Below are 19,765 nucleotides of genomic sequence, written 5' to 3' on the forward strand. Positions count from 1 at the left end.
GAGAGTCTGGCCACGCTCATCGGCAGGCCTTGCCGTCGATCACCGTCGGCTCGCCGCGCAGGAACGTGGCGACGATCCGGCCAGGCAGGCTCAGCCCGGCGTACGGGTTGTTGCGGCTGCGGCTGGCCCCGCCGTCGGCGGCGATCACCCGGGTGGCGGCCGGGTCGACCAGGGTCAGGTTCGCCGAGACGCCGACCGCCGGGTCACGACCGTGGCCGTCGAGCCGGGCGATCCGCGCCGGGGCGCGGGACATCCGGGCGGCGATGACGTCCCACAGCCGGCGATCGTCGAGGCCGGCGTCGCGCAGCGCCGACAGGGTCACCGACAACGCGGTCTCCAGACCCAGCATCCCGGGACGGGCGTGCGCCCACTCGCACTCCTTGTCGTGGGCGACGTGCGGGGCGTGGTCGGTGGCGACGATGTCGATCGTCCCGTCCACCAGCGCCTGACGCAGCGCGGCGACGTCGGTGTCAGCCCGCAACGGGGGGTTGACCTTGTAGAGCGGGTCGTAGGTGGCGGCCAGCTCGTGGGTGAGCAGCAGGTGGTGTGGGGTCACCTCGGCGGTGATCCGCGCCGGGCCCGGGCCCGAGGACGCCCACGGCCGCGCCTTGGCCGCCCGAAGGATCTCCACCGAGCCGGCGGTGGAGACATGGCAGACGTGCAGGCGGGAGTCCACATGCTCGGCGAGCCGCACATCCCGGGCGATGATCGACTCCTCGGCGACCGCCGGCCAGCCTCCCAGGCCCAGCCGCGCCGACACGTCGCCCTCGTGCATCTGCGCGCCCTGGGTCAGCCGCGGCTCCTCGGCGTGCTGGGCGATCACCCCGTCGAACGCCCTGACGTACTCCAGCGCCCGGCGCATGAGCAGCGGGTCGTGCACGCAGATGCCGTCGTCGGAGAAGATCCGCACCGCGGCCGCCGAGTCGGCCATGTCGCCGAGGGCGGCCAGGCGCTCGCCGGCCAGCCCGACCGAGACCGCGCCGATCGGCTGCACGTCCACCAGCCCGACGTCGCGCCCGATCCGCCACACCTGCTCGACCAGGGCCGCGGTGTCGGCGACGGGGTCGGTGTTCGCCATCGCGCAGACGGCGGTGAAGCCGCCGAGCGCCGCCGCCCGGGAGCCGGTCGCGATCGTCTCGGCGTCCTCACGGCCCGGCTCACGCAGGTGGGTGTGCAGGTCCACCAGGCCGGGCAGAACGACGAGGCCGTCGGCGTCGACGACCGTGGCGCCGGCGGCGGACAGGCCCGTCCCGACCTCGGCGACAGTCCCGTCGCGCAGCAGCAGGTCGACCGGATCGCCCCCGACGATCCGTGCCCCTCTGATCAGGTAACTCAACGGTTTGCCAGTCCTTTCAACAGCGACAGCACGGCCATCCGCACCAGGACGCCGTTGGCGACCTGGTCGACGATGGTGGAGCGGGCGGAGTCGGCGACCTCGCCGGCGATCTCGACGCCCCGGTTCATCGGCCCGGGATGCATGACAATGGCGTGCTCGGCCAGTAGGGCCGCCCGCCGGACGTCCAGGCCCCAGCGGCGGGAGTACTCGCGCACCGACGGGAAGAACGCCTGGCCCATCCGCTCGTGCTGGACCCGCAGCATCATCACCACGTCGGCCTCCGGCAGCACGGCGTCGAGGTCGAAGGAGACCTCAACGCCGGGCGCCAGGACCGCGCCGTCACGCGGGACGAGGGTCGGCGGGCCGACCACGGTCACCTTCGCGCCGAGGGCGCCGAGCAGGATGGCGTTCGAGCGGGCCACCCGGCTGTGCCGCACGTCACCGACGATCGCCACCCGCAGGCCGGCGATCCGCCCCAGCCGTTGCCGGATGGTGTAGGCGTCCAGCAACGCCTGGGTGGGGTGCTCGTGGGCGCCGTCGCCGGCGTTGACGACCGGCTCGTCGATCCAGCCGGCGAGCCGGTGCGCCGCGCCGGCGGCGCCGTGCCGGATGACGACGGCGCCGACGCCCATCGCCCGCAGCGTCCACGCGGTGTCCTTGAGACTCTCGCCCTTGGCGACGCTGGAGCCCTTGGCGGCGAAGTTGACGACGCCGGCGCCGACCCGGCGGGCGGCGGTGTCGAAGGAGAACCGGGTGCGGGTGGAGTCCTCGTAGAACAGGTTCGCCACGGTCACCCCGCGCAGCGGCTGGTCCGGCCCGGCGCCGGCGGCGAACCCGGCCGCCCGGTCCAGGATCGCGGCGGCCGTGGCGGCGTCGAGGTCGGCCGCCGACAACAGGTTCTCGATCATGAAGCTCCTTCGTGTAGCCGGACCTCGTCACGGCCGTCAACCTCGGACAGGGCGACCCGCACCAGCTCGCTGAGCGCGGTCGGGATGTTCTTTCCGACATAGTCGGCGCGGATGGGCAGCTCCCGGTGCCCGCGGTCGACCAGCACAGCCAACTGCACCGAGGCCGGGCGGCCCAGCTCCAACAGGGCGTCCAGGGCGGCGCGCGCGGTGCGGCCCGAGCAGAGCACGTCGTCGACGAGAATCACCCGGCAGCCGTCGATGCCGCCGGACGGCACCTGAGTGGGCAGCGCCGGTCGGGCGGGACGGATGGTCAGGTCGTCCCGGAAGGGGGTGACATCGAGCGTTCCGGCCGGCGCCGCGACGCCCTCGAACGCGTCGATGCGTTCGGCCAACCGGCGGGCCAGCGGCACGCCACGGGTCGGGATGCCGAGCAGGACGGTGCCCCGGGCGCCGGAGGTCCGTTCGAGGATCTGGTGGGCCAACCGGTCCACCATCCGCTGGATCTGGGACGCGGTGAGCACCACTTTGCCGGGATTCCCGGTCTCGGGGCAGGCCAACGCGGACCTCCTTCCCCGCCTCACTGGACGGGTCGTTAAAGGATGTCGGGCGGCTCACCGGACATATCGACGGACGCCCCTGGACGGGGCGCCGGCGCCACACCGGTGTGAGCCGCGGCCACGGTAGCACTCCGCGATCATGGTCACCGAACGGGCGCGGCGACGCCGTCCAGATGGCCGGTAGCGCCGTCGGCACGAAAGCAGTATTGCGTCGGCACTTGACCAGTCGACGCATGCCCCGTACCGTCACGCTCCGTAGTGAAGATCTGGGGAGAAACCCCGGGCAGCACTGGGAGAGTTGAATGCCCTCTGAGTACGCCAAGTCCCTCGGCGCCCGCCTCCGCTCCATCCGCCAGCAGCAGGGCCTGTCCCTGCAAGGCGTAGAGGAGAAGTCCAACGGCCGCTGGAAGGCGGTCGTCGTCGGCTCCTACGAGCGCGGCGACCGGGCCGTCACCGTCTCGCGCCTGGCCGAACTGGCCGATTTCTACCGGGTGCCCGTCGCTGAGCTGCTGCCCGACAGCAGCGGCATTCGACAGGAGGCTACGAACAAGATCGTCCTGGACCTCGAGAAGCTGTACGACCAGGCGTCCGAGGACCTCGCGTATGTCGGCCGGTACGCCCGTGCCATCCAGCAGCAGCGCGGCGACTACAACGGCCGGGTGCTCTCCATCCGCGCCGACGACCTGCGGGCGCTGGCCATCGTGTACGACATCTCCCCTTCCGGCCTCATCGAGCGACTCAGCGAGCAGGGTGTCCTGGTCGCCGATCCGCGGGCGTTCTTCGGCTCCTGACCACGCCCGCCTAGCACGGCGCGGGATGTGACCAGAGCGGATACGTTGAAGGGCTCGTGCCGGAGTTCCGGCACGAGCCCTTCAACGTCACGATCGGGGCGCCCGGCCGAGGGCCCTTCCTCAGCGGCGCCTTCCTCAGCGGGTGGCGTACTCGGCGATCCGGCCCAGAACCCCGTTGAGGAACCGCGGCGAATCGTCGGTCGACATCTGGCGGGCCAGCTCCACCGCCTCGGTGATCGCCACCGCGTCGTCGATCTCGTCGACGTGCAGCAGCTCGTACACGGCGATCCGGGCGAGGTTGCGGTCGACGACCGGCATCCGCTCCAGCGACCACCCCTCGGCGTAGGTGGAGATCACCTCGTCGATCCGGGACAGATGCCCGGCGACGCCATCGATGAGGAAGATGGCGTATCCCATGTGCTCAGGGTGCGGCCGCTCCAGGTGTTCCAGGTAGCTGGCCAGCACCTCGGCCGGAGGCAGGTCCCGAATGTCGGACTGGTAGAGCACGTCCAGCGCCCGCTTGCGCGCCTTGCGGCGGGCGGGCATCTGAAGCTTGGGACCTTCAGCCATCAGGACCGGCCGAGGTAGCGGCCATCCCGCGTGTCGACCTTGATCTTCTCGCCGGTGGAGATGAACAACGGGACCTGGATCGTGGCCCCGGTCTCCACGGTCGCCGGCTTGGTGCCGCCGGTCGAACGGTCGCCCTGCAGACCCGGCTCGGTGTAGGTGACCTCCAACATCACGCTGGTCGGCAGCTCGACATACAGCACGACGCCCTCGTGGGTGGCGACCGTCGCCTGCGCCTCGGGCAACAGGTAGTTGGCCGCGTCACCGACGGTCACCTTGGGGACATGGATCTGGTCAAAGGTGTCCAGATCCATGAAGACGTAGTCGTCGCCGTCGACGTACAGGAACTGCATCGTCCGCTTGTCGACGGTGGCCGTCTCGACCTTGGTGCCGGCGTTGAACGTCTTGTCGACGACCTTGCCGGAGAGCACATGCTTGAGGGTGGTCCGCACGAAGGCGGGTCCCTTGCCTGGCTTGACATGCTGGAACTCGACGACGGACCACAGCTCGCGGTCGAGGTTGAGAACCATGCCGTTCTTCAGATCGTTCGTGCTCGCCATGTCCTGCCTTGGTCATCTGGGCGGCCCGCGCGGCCGGTAACGTCAAAGAACGAAGTCGGACGTCGACGCCGACATCGTCGGCGACCGAAGTCGTCGGTGATCGGCGGCCGAAATCGTCAGCCCGACCGGACGCGCCGGAGGGCCAGCGGCGAGTCTATCCGGTCAGGCCGGGCTACTCAGCCGCTGGGCCAGATGGCGCAGCGCCAGCACGTAGCCGTCGACGCCGAGTCCGGCGACGACGCCGGTGGCGACCGCCGAGATCACCGAGTGGCGACGGAACTCCTCGCGGGCATGGATGTTCGAGATGTGCACCTCGACCAGCGGGGCGGTCAGCAACGCGCAGGCGTCCCGCAGCGCGTACGAGTAGTGCGACCACGCCGCAGGGTTGAGGACCACCGGGGTCCGGGCATCGGCCGCCGCATGCAGCCAGCCGATCAACTCGGGTTCGTCGTCGGTCTGCCGGACCTCGACCTCAAGACCGAGCTGCGCGCCGGTCCGCCGACACAGCTCCGCCAGCTCGGCGAAGGTCACGACACCGTAGACATCGGGTTGCCGGGCGCCGAGCCGTCCCAGATTCACGCCGTTGAGCACCAGCACCCGGCTCACCTGGCCACCTCCCGATACGCCGCCGCCAACAGCTCCTCAGCCGGCCCGGCCAGCGTCGCCGGCTTCGCCAACCCGTCGAGCACCACGAAGCGCAGCGTACCGGCGCGCGCCTTCTTGTCGACGCTCATCGACGCCCGCAGCGCCGGCCACGCGGCCGCCGGATACGACACCGGCAGCCCCAGCGCCGCCAGCACGTCGCGGTGCCGCCGCGCCGTCGCCTCGTCGAGCCGACCGTCCAGCCGGCCGAGCGCCGCCGCGAAGACCAGACCCACCGCGACGGCGTCGCCGTGCCGCCACCGGTAACCCTCGCGGCGCTCGATCGCGTGCGCCAGGGTATGGCCGTAGTTGAGGATCTCCCTCAGCCCGGACTCACGAAGATCGGCGCCGACCACGTTGGCCTTCACCTGGATCGCCCGGGTGATCAGCTCCCGCTGGGCCGGGCCGCCGACAGCCAGCGCGGCGGCCGGCGCCGCCTCGACGAGATCCAGGATGGCCGGGTCGGCGATGAAACCGCACTTGACGACCTCCGCCAGCCCGGCACGCAGGTCGTCGGCGGGAAGGGTCGCCAACGCGGTGAGGTCGCACAGCACCCCGGCCGGCGGGTGGAACGCGCCGACAAGGTTCTTGCCGGCCGCGACGTTCACCCCCGTCTTGCCGCCGACCGCGGCGTCGACCATGCCGAGCAGGCTGGTGGAGACCGGAACCCAGCGCACCCCGCGCAACCAGCACGCCGCCACGTAGCCGGCCAGGTCAGTGACCGCCCCGCCGCCGACGCCGACGACCGCGTCCACCCGGGTGAAGCCGGCCGCGCCCAACCGGTCCCAGCAGGACGCCGCCACCGCGACCGTCTTGCCAGCCTCGGCGTCCGGGACCTCCATGAGCAGCGGGGCGACGCCCACCGCCGCCAACGCGCGGGCGACAGCGTCGGCGCGCGCGGCCACCGGCCCGGCGAACAACACCGCGACCTGCGCCGCCCCGGGCAACAGCTCAGGAAGGTCACCGCTGAGGTCGTGGCCGATGCGCACCCGGTACGGGCGCTCGCCGCCGACCTCGATGACCGTCGTCGCCCCCTGCGCCGGCCCGCTCATCGCCGCGCCGCCGCCAACGCCCGCCGGACGTCGTCGACCACCGCGGCGACGTCACGGCCGTCGGTGTCCACGGTGTGCGCGGCGACCTGCTCGTACAGCGGCCGCCGCTGCTCCATGAGATGACGCAGGGTGGCCCGCGGATTGACCGCCAGCAGCGGACGACTCGCGCCCAGGCCGACCCGGGCGACGGCGTCGCCCAGCCCCACGGTCAGGTAGACCACCGGACGTCCGGTCAGCGCCTCCCGGACGCTCGCGTCCAGGACGGCGCCGCCGCCGAGCGCGAGGACACCGCCGAAGCCGGCCAACGCGGCGACGACCGCTTCCCGTTCCCGCTGACGGAAGAACGCCTCGCCCTCGTCGACGAAGATCTCCGGGATCGGCTTGCCGACCGTGGCGGCGACGTCGACGTCGGTGTCCCGGAACGCCACACCGAGGGCGTCGGCCAACGCCTGGCCGACGGTGCTCTTACCGGCGCCGGGCGGCCCGACCAGGACGCACACCGGGCCGCTCACGGAACCACCAGGTGCCGGCGGTAGCTGTCCACGTTGCGGCGGACCTCGGCGACCGAGTCCCCGCCGAACTTCTCCAGCGCGGCGTCGGCCAACGTCAACGCCACCATCGACTCGGCGACCACGGCGGCGGCGGGCACCGCGCACACATCGGACCGCTGGTTGATCGCCGTGGCCGGCTCGCCGGTGGTCACGTCCACGGTCGACAGCGCCCGCGCGAGGGACGAGATCGGCTTCATCGCCGCCCGCACCCGCAGCCGCTGCCCCGTCGTGATGCCGCCCTCAAGCCCGCCGGCGCGGTCGGTGAGACGACGCACCCCGTCCGGCCCGGGGACGATCTCGTCATGGGCGACCGAGCCGCGCGAGCGCGCCTGGGTGAACGCGTCGCCGATCTCCACCCCCTTGATCGCCTGGATGGACATCAACGCCATCGCCAGCCGGGCGTCGAGCTTGCGGTCCCACTGCACATGACTGCCCAGGCCCGGCGGCAGCCCGTAGACGACGACCTCGACGACGCCACCGAGCGTGTCGGCGTCCGCTTTCGCGGCGTCCACCTCAGCGACCATCGCGGCGCTGGCCAGCGGATCCACACAGCGCATCGGATCGGCGTCGACCCGTTCGGCGTCCTCCGGCGACGGAGCGACGCCCGCGGGCACGGCCACCGGACCCAGCTCGACGACGTGTGAGAGCACCGCGACGCCGAACGCCTGACGCAGCAACGCCTTGGCGAACGTGCCGGCCGCGACGCGGGCGGCGGTCTCCCGGGCGCTCGCGCGTTCCAGGATCGGCCGGGCGTCGGTGTGGCCGTACTTCTGCATGCCGGCGAGGTCGGCGTGGCCGGGCCGCGGCCGGGTCAGCGGCGCGTTACGCGCCTGCGCCGCCAGCTCGTCCGGGTCGACCGGGTCCGCGGCCATCACCGTGCGCCACTTGGGCCACTCCGAGTTGCCGATCCGCACCGCCACGGGACTGCCCAACGTGACGCCGTGGCGCACCCCGCCGATGATCTCGATCTCGTCGCGCTCGAAGCTCATCCGGGCGCCCCGACCGTAGCCGAGCCGCCGGCGGGCCAGCTCCCGGTCGAGATCCACACTGGTCACCTCGACGCCGGCCGGCACCCCGTCCAGGAGCGCCACCAGCGCCGGTCCGTGCGACTCGCCCGCGGTTGTCCAACGCACCTCGCCACCTCCGCCGGACAGTCTGTCACGCCACCGGCCGCCATCCCGGGACGGCTGCCGCCAACGCGGCGCGCATCGGCGTGGTCGGGGCCGTCACCGCGGTGATCAGGCGGAACTGCTCCACGGCCTGGGCCAGGAGCAGGTCCAGGCCGGACGCGACCCGGACATTGTTGGCGGCCGCGGCGGCCGCCAACGGCGTGGGCCACGGGTCGTACAGGGCCTCCAGCAGGACGCCGCCGGCATGCCAACGGGCCTGCCCGGCGAGCTGGTCGGTGACCGTCCTGGGCACGGTGGCGACCACCGTCGGCGCGCTCAACAACTCCGGCGCCTGCGACCAGCCGGCCGCAGCGAGCCGCAACCCGCTGGCCTCGGCCACCGGGGCCAACGCCCGTCCCGCCTCGGGGCGCCGCGCCACCACCGTGACCGTCGACACGCCGCAGCGGCCGAGGGCGGCGATCGCGGCGCGGGCCGTGCCCCCCGCGCCGAGGACCACCGCCGGACCGCCACGGACCCCGAGCGCTGACAGGACCGCCGCGGCCCCCGGCACGTCCGTGTTGTCCGCCGCCCAGCCGCCCGTGTCGTCATGGGTCAGGGTGTTCGCCGCCCCCACCGCGACGGCCACCGCGCTGGCGCGGTCAGCCAGCGCCAACGCCTCGGACTTCAGCGGCATCGTCACCGAGAGCCCGGCCCAGTCGGCGCCAAGCCCGCCCGCCAACGCCGCCAAGGCGCCCTCTGGACACTCCAGCGTCGTGTAGGACCAGTCAGTCAGGCCCGCTGCTGCGTAGCCGGCCCGATGGATGACCGGCGAGAGCGAATGCGACACCGGGGAGCCGACCACGGCTGCCCACCGGCCGGCCGGCACCTACAGCACGCCGTTCTTACGCGCGGTGGCGATGTTCTTCTCATGCTCGGCGAGGGTGGTCGCGAAGGCCGAGTGGCCCTCCTTGTCGATCGCCACGAAGAAGAGCCAGTCCCCCACCGGCGGCGCCATGGCGCCCTTGAGCGCTTCCTGCCCGGGATTGTTGATCGGGCCCGGGACCAGTCCACGGCGCTTCCGGTTGTAGGGATTCTTCGGATCGTCCAGCTCAGCGGCGGTCATGTCCTTCGACGCCTTGGTCGGCTTCCCGGTCGCCTCCAGCCAGTAGTTGACCGTGACGTCCATCTCCAGGCAACCGCAGGGGAAGTCACCGGCGTAGACCCGGTTGTAGGCGACCCGGGCGACTTTCCCCAGGTCCTCCGGCACTCCGGCCTCAGCCTGGGACAACGACGCGACAACCAACGCCTCGTAGGGGGTGATCCCACCGCGTCCGGCCTCCACCTGCGCGACGAAATCGATCTCCTCGGCTTCGGTGAGGAACTGCTGCACCATCGTCTTCAGGATCGCGGTCGCGTCGGCGTCCGGGTCGAACTCGTAGGTCTGCGGGAACAGGAAACCCTCCAGCGACGGCTTGGCCTTGACCTCGTCGCTGCGGTTGAACCAGAACTTCGGCACGCCGAGAGCGACCGGGTCCTTGCCGGCGCTCTCGAAGTCCTTCACCGGGATCTTCGTGGCCTCCGACAGCAGCTTGTAGGTCTGCTTGACCGTGCGCCCCTCGGGGATCGTCACGCCCTTGACGATCCGATTCACCGGATCGATGAGCAACGCCAGGGCGTCCTTGGCGCGCATCTGCCTGCGCAGCTCGTAGAACCCGGGTTGGATGTTGCGGCTCAGGGCGTTGTCGGAGGCGGCGTTGACGAATGATTTCTCACTCTTGACCACGTCAGCCTGAGCCAGGGTCCGGGCGATGTCGACGGCGGTCTCGCCCGGACGGACCTGCACCGACACGGCGTTCGTGCCGCCGCCGGTGTAGTCGGGGGCCGAGAAGAAGCCGACGACCCGGTCCAGGCCCCACCAGGCGGCCCCGCCCAGGGCGGCCAGCATGACCGCGACGACGACGAGCACGACGCCCGTGCGGGCAGCCCCGCCCGAGCGATCGTCGGCGCCCCGACGGCGGTGCCGACGATGTCGGGGCGCGTCGTCGTGCTCGAGACCGAGGTCGTCGATCATTGGGTCCGCCTCCGCAGGGTTTCGAGCCAGCTCTGGAGGATCTCCACGGCGGCCGCCTGGTCGACCACCGCCCGTTGGCGTCTGCCACGGACACCACGCTCCGCAAGCCTACGACTAGCGACGACGGTCGACATCCGCTCGTCAGATAGCTGAACATCGATGGGGTCGATGGCAGCGCCAAGTTGTCGAGCGTACCCGAGCACCTCCTGGGCTGCCGGTCCGTGCTTTCCGGCCAGGTTCACCGGCAGCCCGACGACCACCGCCACCGCCTCATGCTCCTCAACCAGCGCCGCCAGCGCCCGGATATCGGCCGGCGGATCAACGGCGCCGGAAAGGTCACGCGCCAGGGTCACCAGGGGCGTCGCCAGGATGGCATCGGGGTCGCACCTGGCGACCCCGACCCGCACCCTGCCCACATCAACGCCCAACCGGACGCCACGCACGAAAGCCGACACCAGGATCAGGCGCCCGCCACGGTCTTCTCCACCGCCGCCAACAGTCCCGGCGCCTCGGCCGCGGCCACCCCGCCGCCCTGCGCAAGGTCAGCGTTGCCGCCGCCGCGGCCGGACAACGCCGCCTTCACCAGCTCGGCGGCCGACAACCCACGCCCCTTGCCTGCCTGGTTCACCGCCACCACCAGCGACGCCTTGCCGCCGGCGCGGCTGGCCACGGCCACCACCGCCGGGCGGGCCGGGTCGATCCTGCCACGGATCTCCTGCGCCAACGTGCGGACGTCATTGCCGCCGGCGCCCTCCGGCGCCTCTGCGCCGACGTAGGCGACGCCGCCCAGATCCCGGGCCTTGGCCGCCAGCTCGCCGGCGCCGCCCAGCACCGCCGCCGCGCGCAGCCGCTCCAACTCCCGCTCAGCGTCCCGCAACGCCGCGACCGTCTGCTCGACCCGGTCCGCGACCTCGTCCCCGGGCACCCGGAACAGCTCCGCGAGCCGCGACACCAGCAGGTGCTCACGGGCCAGGAAACCGAAGGCGTCCATGCCCACCAGAGCCTCGACCCGGCGGACCCCGGAGCCGATTGACGCCTCCGACAGGATCTTCACCAGCCCCAACTGGCCGGAGCGGGCGGCGTGCGTGCCGCCGCACAGCTCGCGGGCGTACTCGCCGACCTCGACGACCCGCACCTCGTCTCCGTACTTCTCGCCGAACAACGCCATCGCGCCCAGCCGCCGCGCCTCAGCCTGCGACGTGACGAACGCGTGGACCTCGAGATCGCTCATGAGGACCTCGTTGACCTGTTGCTCGACATCCCGCAGCACTGTCGCGGAGACCGCGCCCGGGGTGTTGAAGTCGAACCGCAGCCGGCCCGGGGCGTTCAACGACCCGGCCTGCGTCGCCGTCTCGCCGAGGAGGTTGCGCATCGCCTGGTGTACCAGGTGGGTGGCGGTGTGCGCCCGGGAGATCGCCCGGCGCCGGGCCACGTCGATCTCCGCGAACGCCGACTCACCCGCCCGGACCTCGCCGCGGACCACCTTCGCCTTATGCACGATGAGACCCGGCACCGGCTGCTGTACGTCGAGGACCTCGACCTCGCCCCCGCCGACGGTGATCCGTCCCAGGTCCGGCTGCTGGCCGCCGCCCTCGGCGTAGAACGGAGTGGTGTCGAGCACCAGCTCCACCAGCTCGCCCTCGCCCGCGGCGCTCAACAGCCCACCGGCGCCGATCACCGAACGCACCCTGGACTCACGGCTCACATCGGCGTAGCCGGTGAACGCGACCGCCCCCCCGGCGTCGAGGGACTGCCGGTAGGCCGACAGGTCCGCGTGGCCGGTCTTACGGGCCGCGGCGTCAGCCTTCGCCCGGGTCCGCTGCTCGGACATCAGCCGGCGGAAACCCTCCTCGTCGACGCTCAGGCCCTGCTCGGCGGCGATCTCCAAGGTGAGGTCGATCGGGAAGCCGTAGGTGTCGTGCAGCTGGAACGCCTTGTCTCCGGAGAGCCGGCCGCCGCCGGCGGACTTCGTCTCGGTGATCGCCAGGTCCAGGATCGTGGTGCCGCTACGCAGCGTGGACAAGAACGCGTCCTCTTCGGCGTAGGCGTATGAGGAGATCCGTTCGAACTCCTCGGCCAACTCCGGGTACGACGGGGACATGCAGTCGCGGGCGATCGGCAGCAGCTCGGGCATCGCCCGCTCCTGCCAGCCCAGCAGCCGCATCGCCCGGATCGCCCGACGCATGATCCGCCGCAGCACGTAGCCGCGGCCCTCGTTCGACGGGGTGACACCGTCGCCGATGAGCATGAGCGAGGTGCGGACGTGATCGGCGATGACCCGAAGCCGCACATCGTCCGGGTGCGACTCGGTGGCCGCCTGGCCCGAGCGCACGCCGTACTGGGCGCCGGTCAGCTCAGCGGCGCGGGCGAGCACCGGGCGGACCTCGTCGATCTCGTACATGTTGTCGACGCCCTGCAGGATGGAGGCCATCCGCTCCAGGCCCATGCCGGTGTCGATGCTCTTTGCCGGTAGGTCGCCCAGGATCGGGAAGTCGTCCTTCGAGCCGCCCGCGCCCCGCTCCTTCTGCATGAAGACCAGGTTCCAGAACTCCAGATACCGGTCCTCGTCGACCTCAGGGCCGCCCTCGGGGCCGTAGGCGGGGCCCCGGTCGTAGTACAACTCCGAACACGGGCCGCACGGGCCGGGAATGCCCATGGACCAGTAGTTGTCGGCCATGCCCCGACGCACGATCCGGTCCGCCGGCAGGCCGGTGGCACGCCAGATGTCGATGGCCTCGTCGTCGTCGAGGTAGACCGTCGCCCAGATCCGCTCCGGGTCCAGGCCGAACCCACCGTCGGCGACGGACCTGGTCGACAGCTCCCAGGCCAGCGGGATCGCCAGCTCCTTGAAGTAGTCGCCGAAGGAGAAGTTGCCGTTCATCTGGAAGAACGTGCCGTGCCGGCTCGTCTTGCCGACCTCGTCGATGTCGGGGGTGCGCAGGCACTTCTGTACGCTGGCCGCCCGCTTGAACGGCGGCGTCTGCTGACCGAGGAAGTACGGCACGAACTGGACCATGCCGGCGTTGATGAACAGCAGGTTCGGGTCCTCGATCGCCGGCAGCGGGGCGCTGGGCACGACCGTGTGCCCGTTCGCCTCGAAGTGCGCCAGGAAGCGGCGCTTGATCTCCGCTGTCTTCATCGGGTGCCTTCCTCGATCAAACGGTCTTCGTCGACGGGCACGGCGATGCCCGCCGCGAACGCCTCGTGGATCTCCTGCTCGCGCTCGGCCATGCCCGTCCGGACATCATCGACGAAGAGCCGGATCGCGTCGACGGCGTTCTCCGCCGACCCGGTGACCGCGCCGGCGATGCCCTGCGGCGTGAAAGCCTGGGCCTTCTGCGAGACCTTCCGCACGATGAGCGCGCCGACCGCCAGGCCGATACCCAACCACAGCATCCGCTTCATGTTCGCCCGTCCCCCGTTTCGCCGTCAGGCCGAGTGCGCGCCGCGACGGCGCTGTTTGAGGGCCGAGCGCACCTCGCGCTCGTCGTCGGCGTGCCGGCGGTTCGCCGCCGCCTTACGCACCCCGTAGCCGAAGGCGGCCACCTTGACCAGCGGGTTGGCCGCCGCCGACGCCACCACCGTGGCCAGGTTTGCGACATTCGCGCTGACCGTCTGGACGTGCGAGGTGATCGTGTCGACGCGGGCCAGTTGGGCGTTCACGCCGTCGAGCGAGACCTGCGTCTGCTCCAAGGCCACATTGACGTTCTCCATGGTGGAGTTCACGTTGCCGAGGATCGGACCGGTACGGGCGGTCACCTCCTCGATCGCCCTGGTGGCGGCGTCGATGGTGCGACGCAGCCGGAGGATCGGCACAGCGAGCACGAGAACGAGCATCAGGAAGGCCCCTGCGGCGATCAACCCTGCGATGTCTCCAGGCTGCACGCCTGCCTCCTTCGATCAACCGTCAACGCTGGGAACCTTACCGGCAGGCGACGCCGGGCGCGCATCACGACGGCGCGCCTGTCGCCCCGGACGTGGGCAGGCCGCCCAGGGCCGGATCGGGGTCCTCCCCGGTCTGCTGCGGGTCCTGGGCGGGCAGACGTCGCTGCCGATCGTCGGCCATGGCGTTGCGGATCTTGAGGTCCACCGCCGCGCCGGGGCACTCCGGCGGTGGCCCGGTGACCCCTGGCGTGGCGCACCGGGGCGGGCGTACCGACAGGTCCAGGGTGTACTCGTCACGGCGCCAGCACGAGAAGTACTCCCCCGACGGGACGACGCGCCCGGCGCAGGCGGCGATCCGCCACCGCTGCCAGCCCTGCTCGGCGAGGCTGCTCTCGTACCCGGCGAATGTCACCTGCGGGCCTTGTTCGGACTGGGCCCGACGCTGCCGGAAGCGGCACTCCTTCAGGCACCAGCGGTTGCCGCTGATCTGATCGTCCGGGGCGCCGGTCATACCGGCGGGAAGGTCGAGGGAGTCGAGTGCGGCGAACACCGGATCGCGGCTGGCCGCGCGGACGCCGAAGTACGCCGGCAGCGCGCCGAGGAACAGGAGGCTGACCACCACCAGCGTGGTGAGCCGTAACCGCTTCTTCTCCCGCAACTGGCGGCGGATCTCCGAACGCGCGCCACGGATCGCCGCTGGCCCAGCGGCGCTGCGCCGCTGCGACGCGCGTCCGGGCTGCCCGGACACCCCGCGGACCGGGTCGACGTCGCTGGTCGGCCCGGGAGCGACCGGCGGAATCTCTGTCGTCAGAGCATCATCAGGGGTTTGCCGCGCCAGCGCCGGCGACATGTCGCCGGGTGAGGTGGGGCCAGGCGACGCGGGGCGGCGGGGGGGCTCAGGACGAGCCGGGGCCGCTGCCCGCGCCGATGCCGTTGGCGGCGTCGGCGGTGGCGTCGCCGGGAGCCCGACGACGGTGGGCGCGTCAGCTGGAGCGCCGCGGCCGGGCGCGCCGGGCGCCTCCGGTTGCTGCGGCCCACGCCCGGCGGCCCGGCGCAGCCAGTCGCCCGGACGTTCCGGGCGACCCGACGGCGGAGCCGGCGGCGGCGGTGGCGGCGGCGCTACCGGCGTGGGGCCCGCCACCGCGCGGCCGACCGGCTTCCCCGTGGGCGGCGCCGACGGAACGATCGGCGCAACAGTGGGCGAGACGGGCGGCGGGGCAGGACGGCCCGGCGGCGGAGCCTGGCGATCAGCGGGCGGAGCCGTACGGCCCGCGGGTGGAGGCGGAGTTGGCGGGGCCGCGCGGACCACCGGAGGAGGAGCGACAGCCGGGGGCGCCGGAGGCGGAACGGCCGGGGGGGCCGAGACCGGTGGCGGCGGCACGACGGCGCGCTGTGGCACGGACGGCGGCACGGACGAGGGCGGCCCGGCCGGTGGTCGCGGGCGCGACTCCGCCGGTCGGGGCTGATCCCCCGGCGCCAGGCTGCTCTTGGATTCCTTGGCGGTACGGAGGTCGTCGAGCCAGCCGACCTCCTCGCTCGGAATCTGCCCCGGCGGCGCCTCCGGCGGCTTGCTCCGTCCCCACCGCCGGCCGCCGCGGGCGCGGGCCGGCTCATCGCCGGTGTGGTCGTCGGGGCGATCGGAACCGCGCGATCTCACCTGGTCCTCTTTCCCTGGGCGGCGGCGTCGCCGGCGGGACCGGCGGCGCTGGGGTCGGCCCGGACGATACGCCGCAGCGTGGGCAGTCGCTGCGCGACGGTCTCCTCCGCGCCGTGCCTGGTCGGGTGGTAGTAGTCCACCCCGACCAGATCGTCGGGCGCGTGCTGCTGGGCGACGACGGCCCGCGGATCGTCGTGCGGGTACCGGTAGCCGGCGCCGTGGCCCAGCCCGCGCGCGCCCGGGTAGTGGCCGTCCCGAAGCTGCGGTGGCACCGCGCCGCCGCGACCGGCCCGGACATCGGCCATCGCGGCCGCCAGCGCGGTCGTCACGGCGTTGGACTTCGGCGCGGTGGCCAGGTGCAGCACGGCCTGCGCCAGGTTGAGCTGCGCCTCGGGCAGTCCGATCCGGTCAACCGCGGTGGCTGCGGCGGTGGCCACCGCCAGGGCTGAGGAGTCGGCGAGGCCGACGTCCTCGCTGGCGAAGATGACCAGGCGGCGGGCGATGAACCGGGGATCCTCGCCAGCGACGAGCATCCTGGCCAGCCAGTGCAACGCGGCGTCGGGGTCGGAGCCACGCATGCTCTTGATGAAGGCGCTGACGATGTCGTAGTGGGCGTCGCCGTCACGGTCGTACCGCACTGCCGCAACATCGACAGCCTGCTCGGCGGCGGCCAGGTCGATCGTCTCAGCGCCCTGGGCGGCCGCGGCGCCGGCGGCGGCTTCCAGCCCGGTCAGCGCCTTACGCACGTCCCCGCCGGAGAGCCGGACCAGGTGATCGCGCGCCTCGTCCGCGAGGCTGAACGCGCCGCCGAGGCCGCGCGGTTCGTCGACCGCCCGGCCTATCAGCTGCCGGACGTCGTCGTCGGCCAATGGACGCAGCGTGAGCAGAACGCAACGCGACAACAGCGGGGCGATGACCGAGAAGTACGGATTCTCGGTGGTGGCGGCGAGCAGGGTGACGGTGCGGTCCTCGACCGCGGCCAGCAGCGAATCCTGCTGGGTCTTGCTGAACCGGTGCACCTCGTCGATAAACAGCACCGTCGGCGGGCTGCCCCCGGAGCGACGGCGCAGCCGCGCCTCGTCGATGACCGCCCGCACCTCCTTGACACCCGCCGAGAGCGCGGAGAGCGCGATGAACCGCCGGTCCACGGCGCCGGCGACCAGGTGCGCGATCGTCGTCTTTCCGCTGCCAGGTGGCCCCCAGAGAATGACGGACTGTAGCTGCTCGCCGACGACCAACTGGCGCAGCGGAGCGCCGACGCCGAGCAGGTGTCGCTGGCCGACCAGCTCGTCCAGCGCGCGTGGACGCATCCGCGCCGCCAGCGGCGCGTCCATCCGGACCGGCGTCGTGGAGGCTGGTCCGGACCCCGGCACGTCGACGGTCGGGGTCGCGACGGTCGGGGTGGCGAGCGGAAACAGGCCATCGGTGTGCATCGCGTCAAACAGTACCGCCAGATGGCGCCGCGGCCGACGACAGTTCTCGGCGACGCTTCGGCCCCGCTGAGCCGAATGACCGGATTCTCAGCGGACATCCAGCAGTTCTCAGCCGACTCACAGCGCGGATCGAACCCACGGCCAGTGGCGGGGAGTCAGATTAGAGGCATAAGACCAGCTCAGGCGCACCAACTAAGGAGCAACGATGACGACCCCCGAGAACCCGGCCGGCCCGCCCGGACAGCAACCAGGCGATGCCCCAACCTCTGACGGAGGCACGCCGCCCCTGTCACCGACTCCCCCGGCCGCGTCAGCCCCGCCGCTGGTCACCCCGGTCGTGCCGGCGCCCGCCGCCACGCGATGGCTCACCGTGCCGGTCCTGCTCGCCTTCGTCGCAGGGGCGTTGCTCGCGGCCTTGCTCTGCGGGATCGGCGGATTCGCCCTCGGCGCGGTCGTTGGTGGACACCACCGCGACGGCGACCGCGGATGGCACCACCGCGACGACCGCGATCGGGGCGGCTGGGGTGAGCGTCCCCGATACCGCGAGCACGACCGCTGGGACAACCGCCGCGACGAGGGCCCGATGATGCGCGGCCCCGGTCAGCTCGACCGGCAGCCGCCGACGAGCACCCAGCCGACCGCACCGACCACCCCGGGGCTGCCATCGACCCCGCCGGCCCGGTGATCCGGCGCGGGGCGTGTCAGCTCAGGCGTTGGCCTGCTGCGCCCCCGCCGACTCCCCCGCCGTCGGCTTCGGCTTCGGCTTGGCGTCCACGCCGGCCTCCGCGCGCTGCTGCGCGGTGATCGGTGTGGGCGCCCCGGTCAGTGGGTCGAACCCGCCGCCGGTCTTCGGGAAGGCGATGACGTCGCGGATCGAGTCGGCGCCGGCGAGCAGCATGCAGACCCGGTCCCAGCCGAAGGCGATGCCGCCGTGCGGGGGCGGGCCGTAGGTGAAGGCGTCAAGCAGGAAGCCGAACTTGTCGGTCGCTTCCTGCGCGGTGATGCCGAGCAGGTTGAACACCCGCTGCTGGACATCCTTGCGGTGGATACGGATGGACCCGCCGCCGATCTCGTTGCCGTTGCAGACGATGTCGTAGGCGTAGGCGAGCGCATCGCCCGGGGCTGACTCGAAGTTGCCGAGCCACTCAGCCTTCGGCGAGGTGAACGGGTGGTGCACGGCCGTCCAGCCGGTGTCCGCGCCGCCGGGCGCCTCGACCCGCTCGAACATCGGGGCGTCGATCACCCAGCAGAACGCCCAGGCCGACTCGTCGATCAGCCCGGACCGCTTGGCGATCTCCTGCCGGGCGGCGCCGAGCAGCTCCTGGGCGGCGCGACGCTCCGCGCCGGCGGCGAAGAAGACGGCGTCGCCGGGCTTGGCCCCGGCAGCGTCGGCGAGGCCGGCGAGGTGGTCCTCGTGCAGATTCTTGGCGACGGGGCCGCGCGGCTCGCCGGTCTCGGCGTCCAGAACGATGTAGGCCAGGCCACGGGCGCCGCGGGCCTTGGCCCAGTCCTGCCAGCCGTCCAGCTCCTTGCGGGTCTGCGAGGCCCCGCCGGGCATGACGACGGCGCCGACGTAGCCGCCGTCGTCGATGGCGCTGGCGAACACCCGGAACGCGGTGCCGCGCAGGTACTCGGTGAGGTCGACCAGCTCGACGCCGTAGCGCAGGTCGGGCTTGTCGGAGCCGTACCGGCTCATCGCCTCGTGCCAGGTGATCCGCGGGATCGGTCGGGTGATCTCGTGCCCGGCCAGCTCGCCCCAGAGCGCGGCGACGATGTTCTCGCCGAGGTCGATGACGTCGTCCTGGGTGACGAACGACATCTCGATGTCGAGCTGGGTGAACTCGGGCTGCCGGTCGGCGCGGAAGTCCTCATCGCGGTAGCAGCGGGCGATCTGGTAGTAGCGTTCCAGGCCGGAGACCATGAGGAGCTGCTTGAACAGCTGCGGCGACTGCGGCAGCGCGTACCAGGCGCCGGGCTGGAGCCGGACCGGGACGAGGAAGTCGCGGGCGCCCTCGGGAGTGGACCGGGTCAGCGTCGGAGTCTCGATCTCCAGGAAGTCGCGGGCGTGGAGCACCTCGCGGGCGATCTGGTTGGCGCGCGAGCGCAGCCGCATCGCCGACGCTGGTCCGCTGCGCCGCAGGTCGAGGTAGCGGTAGCGGAGACGGATGTCGTCGCCTGCCTCGACGTGGTCGTCGATCGGCAGTGGCAGCGGCGCCGCCTCGGACAGCACGTTCAGCTCGGCGGCGACGACCTCGACGGCGCCGGTGGCCAGTTCGGGGTTCTCGTTACCCTCCGGCCGCAGCCGGACCGAGCCGGTGACGGTCACGCAGAACTCGTTGCGCAGGTCGTGCGCGCTGTCCATGCCCTCGCGGAACACCACCTGGGTGACGCCTGAGGCGTCACGCAGGTCGACGAAGATCACTCCACCGTGGTCACGGCGGCGGGCCACCCAGCCGGCGAGCGTGACGGTCGCGCCGGCGTCGCTGGCGCGCAGGCTGCCGGCGTTGTGGGTACGGATCACGGTGGTTCTCCTTCGCGGTGAGCTCGCCTGCCATTCTGTCAGTTGACTCGACATCGCGTAGGCCCGGGGACGACACCGGCCCAGCCGTTCCCCGGCATGAGACCGGTCGTGCGGTCGCCCGCGCC

At 72.3% G+C, this 19,765-nt stretch carries 20 protein-coding genes; 2 read left to right on the plus strand and 18 right to left on the minus strand.

Annotated elements, in window-relative coordinates:
- Positions 1-16: 16 nt before the first annotated feature.
- From ABD287_RS13745 to pyrR, 3 genes are read right to left on the minus strand one after another with little or no spacing between them, the layout of a single operon-like run.
- On the minus strand, positions 17-1,336 hold the full coding sequence (locus ABD287_RS13745) for a dihydroorotase (RefSeq protein WP_344172987.1): 1,320 nt from the start codon (positions 1,334-1,336) through the stop codon (positions 17-19).
- A complete protein-coding gene (locus ABD287_RS13750) occupies positions 1,333-2,244 on the minus strand; it encodes an aspartate carbamoyltransferase catalytic subunit (RefSeq protein WP_344172989.1) in 912 nt (303 codons plus the stop codon). The genes ABD287_RS13745 and ABD287_RS13750 overlap by 4 nt, the downstream gene beginning before the upstream one ends.
- Complete coding sequence (gene pyrR / locus ABD287_RS13755; protein WP_344172992.1) at positions 2,241-2,801, minus strand: bifunctional pyr operon transcriptional regulator/uracil phosphoribosyltransferase PyrR; 561 nt, start codon at positions 2,799-2,801, stop codon at positions 2,241-2,243. The genes ABD287_RS13750 and pyrR overlap by 4 nt, the downstream gene beginning before the upstream one ends.
- Before the next feature lie 302 nt (positions 2,802-3,103).
- Between pyrR and bldD the strand changes: the two genes are divergently transcribed.
- Positions 3,104-3,592, plus strand: coding sequence for a transcriptional regulator BldD (gene bldD / locus ABD287_RS13760; protein ID WP_344172994.1), 489 nt, complete (start codon positions 3,104-3,106; stop codon positions 3,590-3,592).
- Between the two features lie 135 nt (positions 3,593-3,727).
- On the opposite strand, the gene nusB is transcribed toward bldD, so the two are convergent.
- From nusB to ABD287_RS13830, 14 genes are all read right to left on the minus strand, one after another.
- Positions 3,728-4,138 (minus strand): transcription antitermination factor NusB, encoded by a 411-nt coding sequence (nusB, locus tag ABD287_RS13765; protein WP_344173148.1) that lies wholly within the window; start codon positions 4,136-4,138, stop codon positions 3,728-3,730.
- A gap of 23 nt (positions 4,139-4,161) precedes the next feature.
- A complete protein-coding gene (efp, locus tag ABD287_RS13770; protein ID WP_344172996.1) occupies positions 4,162-4,719 on the minus strand; it encodes an elongation factor P in 558 nt (185 codons plus the stop codon).
- A gap of 162 nt (positions 4,720-4,881) precedes the next feature.
- The gene (aroQ, locus tag ABD287_RS13775; RefSeq protein WP_344172998.1) at positions 4,882-5,325 is read right to left on the minus strand and encodes a type II 3-dehydroquinate dehydratase; all 444 of its coding nucleotides are present in this window, start codon (positions 5,323-5,325) and stop codon (positions 4,882-4,884) included.
- Positions 5,322-6,413: a 3-dehydroquinate synthase gene (aroB, locus tag ABD287_RS13780; protein ID WP_344173000.1), complete on the minus strand. Its 1,092-nt coding sequence runs from the start codon at positions 6,411-6,413 to the stop codon at positions 5,322-5,324. Before aroB ends, aroQ begins: the two co-directional genes overlap by 4 nt.
- Positions 6,410-6,925 carry a shikimate kinase gene (locus ABD287_RS13785; RefSeq protein WP_344173002.1) on the minus strand — a complete coding sequence of 172 codons (516 nt, stop codon included), beginning with the start codon at positions 6,923-6,925 and terminating at the stop codon, positions 6,410-6,412. The genes aroB and ABD287_RS13785 overlap by 4 nt, the downstream gene beginning before the upstream one ends.
- Positions 6,922-8,097 carry a chorismate synthase gene (gene aroC / locus ABD287_RS13790; protein WP_344173004.1) on the minus strand — a complete coding sequence of 392 codons (1,176 nt, stop codon included), beginning with the start codon at positions 8,095-8,097 and terminating at the stop codon, positions 6,922-6,924. Before aroC ends, ABD287_RS13785 begins: the two co-directional genes overlap by 4 nt.
- Positions 8,098-8,122: 25 nt before the next feature.
- Positions 8,123-8,935, minus strand: coding sequence for a shikimate dehydrogenase (locus ABD287_RS13795; protein ID WP_344173006.1), 813 nt, complete (start codon positions 8,933-8,935; stop codon positions 8,123-8,125).
- Positions 8,936-8,959: 24 nt separating this feature from the next.
- A complete protein-coding gene (gene mltG / locus ABD287_RS13800) occupies positions 8,960-10,144 on the minus strand; it encodes an endolytic transglycosylase MltG (RefSeq protein ID WP_344173008.1) in 1,185 nt (394 codons plus the stop codon).
- Complete coding sequence (gene ruvX / locus ABD287_RS13805) at positions 10,141-10,599, minus strand: Holliday junction resolvase RuvX (protein ID WP_344173010.1); 459 nt, start codon at positions 10,597-10,599, stop codon at positions 10,141-10,143. Before ruvX ends, mltG begins: the two co-directional genes overlap by 4 nt.
- Positions 10,600-10,604: 5 nt before the next feature.
- Entirely contained in the window at positions 10,605-13,283 is a 2,679-nt protein-coding gene (gene alaS / locus ABD287_RS13810) for an alanine--tRNA ligase (protein WP_344173012.1), read from the minus strand.
- Entirely contained in the window at positions 13,280-13,549 is a 270-nt protein-coding gene (locus ABD287_RS13815) for a hypothetical protein (RefSeq protein ID WP_344173014.1), read from the minus strand. Before ABD287_RS13815 ends, alaS begins: the two co-directional genes overlap by 4 nt.
- A gap of 24 nt (positions 13,550-13,573) precedes the next feature.
- Positions 13,574-14,029, minus strand: a complete 456-nt coding sequence (locus ABD287_RS13820; RefSeq protein ID WP_344173016.1) for a DUF948 domain-containing protein — start codon at positions 14,027-14,029, stop codon at positions 13,574-13,576.
- Positions 14,030-14,093: 64 nt separating this feature from the next.
- The gene (locus ABD287_RS13825) at positions 14,094-14,879 is read right to left on the minus strand and encodes a hypothetical protein (protein ID WP_344173018.1); all 786 of its coding nucleotides are present in this window, start codon (positions 14,877-14,879) and stop codon (positions 14,094-14,096) included.
- A gap of 803 nt (positions 14,880-15,682) precedes the next feature.
- Complete coding sequence (locus ABD287_RS13830) at positions 15,683-17,119, minus strand: replication-associated recombination protein A (RefSeq protein WP_425565619.1); 1,437 nt, start codon at positions 17,117-17,119, stop codon at positions 15,683-15,685.
- A gap of 205 nt (positions 17,120-17,324) precedes the next feature.
- Here ABD287_RS13830 and ABD287_RS13835 point away from each other — a divergent pair, with 205 nt between their 5' ends.
- Positions 17,325-17,804, plus strand: a complete 480-nt coding sequence (locus ABD287_RS13835) for a hypothetical protein (protein ID WP_344173020.1) — start codon at positions 17,325-17,327, stop codon at positions 17,802-17,804.
- A gap of 21 nt (positions 17,805-17,825) precedes the next feature.
- On the opposite strand, the gene aspS is transcribed toward ABD287_RS13835, so the two are convergent.
- Positions 17,826-19,640, minus strand: a complete 1,815-nt coding sequence (gene aspS, locus ABD287_RS13840; RefSeq protein ID WP_344173022.1) for an aspartate--tRNA ligase — start codon at positions 19,638-19,640, stop codon at positions 17,826-17,828.
- Positions 19,641-19,765: the final 125 nt, after the last annotated feature.

Source organism: Pilimelia columellifera subsp. columellifera, from assembly GCF_039532605.1.
Lineage (GTDB): Bacteria > Actinomycetota > Actinomycetes > Mycobacteriales > Micromonosporaceae > Pilimelia > Pilimelia columellifera.

Excerpts from the sequence above, each read along its gene's own strand:
- ABD287_RS13750 (WP_344172989.1), bottom strand. The coding sequence starts at position 2,244 with ATGATCGAGAACCTGTTGTCGGCGGCCGACCTCGACGCCGCCACGGCC.
- bldD (WP_344172994.1), top strand. The coding sequence starts at position 3,104 with ATGCCCTCTGAGTACGCCAAGTCCCTCGGCGCCCGCCTCCGCTCCATC.
- nusB (WP_344173148.1), bottom strand. The coding sequence starts at position 4,138 with ATGCCCGCCCGCCGCAAGGCGCGCAAGCGGGCGCTGGACGTGCTCTAC.
- efp (WP_344172996.1), bottom strand. The coding sequence starts at position 4,719 with ATGGCGAGCACGAACGATCTGAAGAACGGCATGGTTCTCAACCTCGAC.
- aroB (WP_344173000.1), bottom strand. The coding sequence starts at position 6,413 with ATGAGCGGGCCGGCGCAGGGGGCGACGACGGTCATCGAGGTCGGCGGC.
- mltG (WP_344173008.1), bottom strand. The coding sequence starts at position 10,144 with ATGATCGACGACCTCGGTCTCGAGCACGACGACGCGCCCCGACATCGT.
- alaS (WP_344173012.1), bottom strand. The coding sequence starts at position 13,283 with ATGAAGACAGCGGAGATCAAGCGCCGCTTCCTGGCGCACTTCGAGGCG.
- ABD287_RS13815 (WP_344173014.1), bottom strand. The coding sequence starts at position 13,549 with ATGAAGCGGATGCTGTGGTTGGGTATCGGCCTGGCGGTCGGCGCGCTC.
- ABD287_RS13825 (WP_344173018.1), bottom strand. The coding sequence starts at position 14,879 with ATGTCGCCGGCGCTGGCGCGGCAAACCCCTGATGATGCTCTGACGACA.
- ABD287_RS13830 (WP_425565619.1), bottom strand. The coding sequence starts at position 17,119 with ATGCACACCGATGGCCTGTTTCCGCTCGCCACCCCGACCGTCGCGACC.
- ABD287_RS13835 (WP_344173020.1), top strand. The coding sequence starts at position 17,325 with ATGACGACCCCCGAGAACCCGGCCGGCCCGCCCGGACAGCAACCAGGC.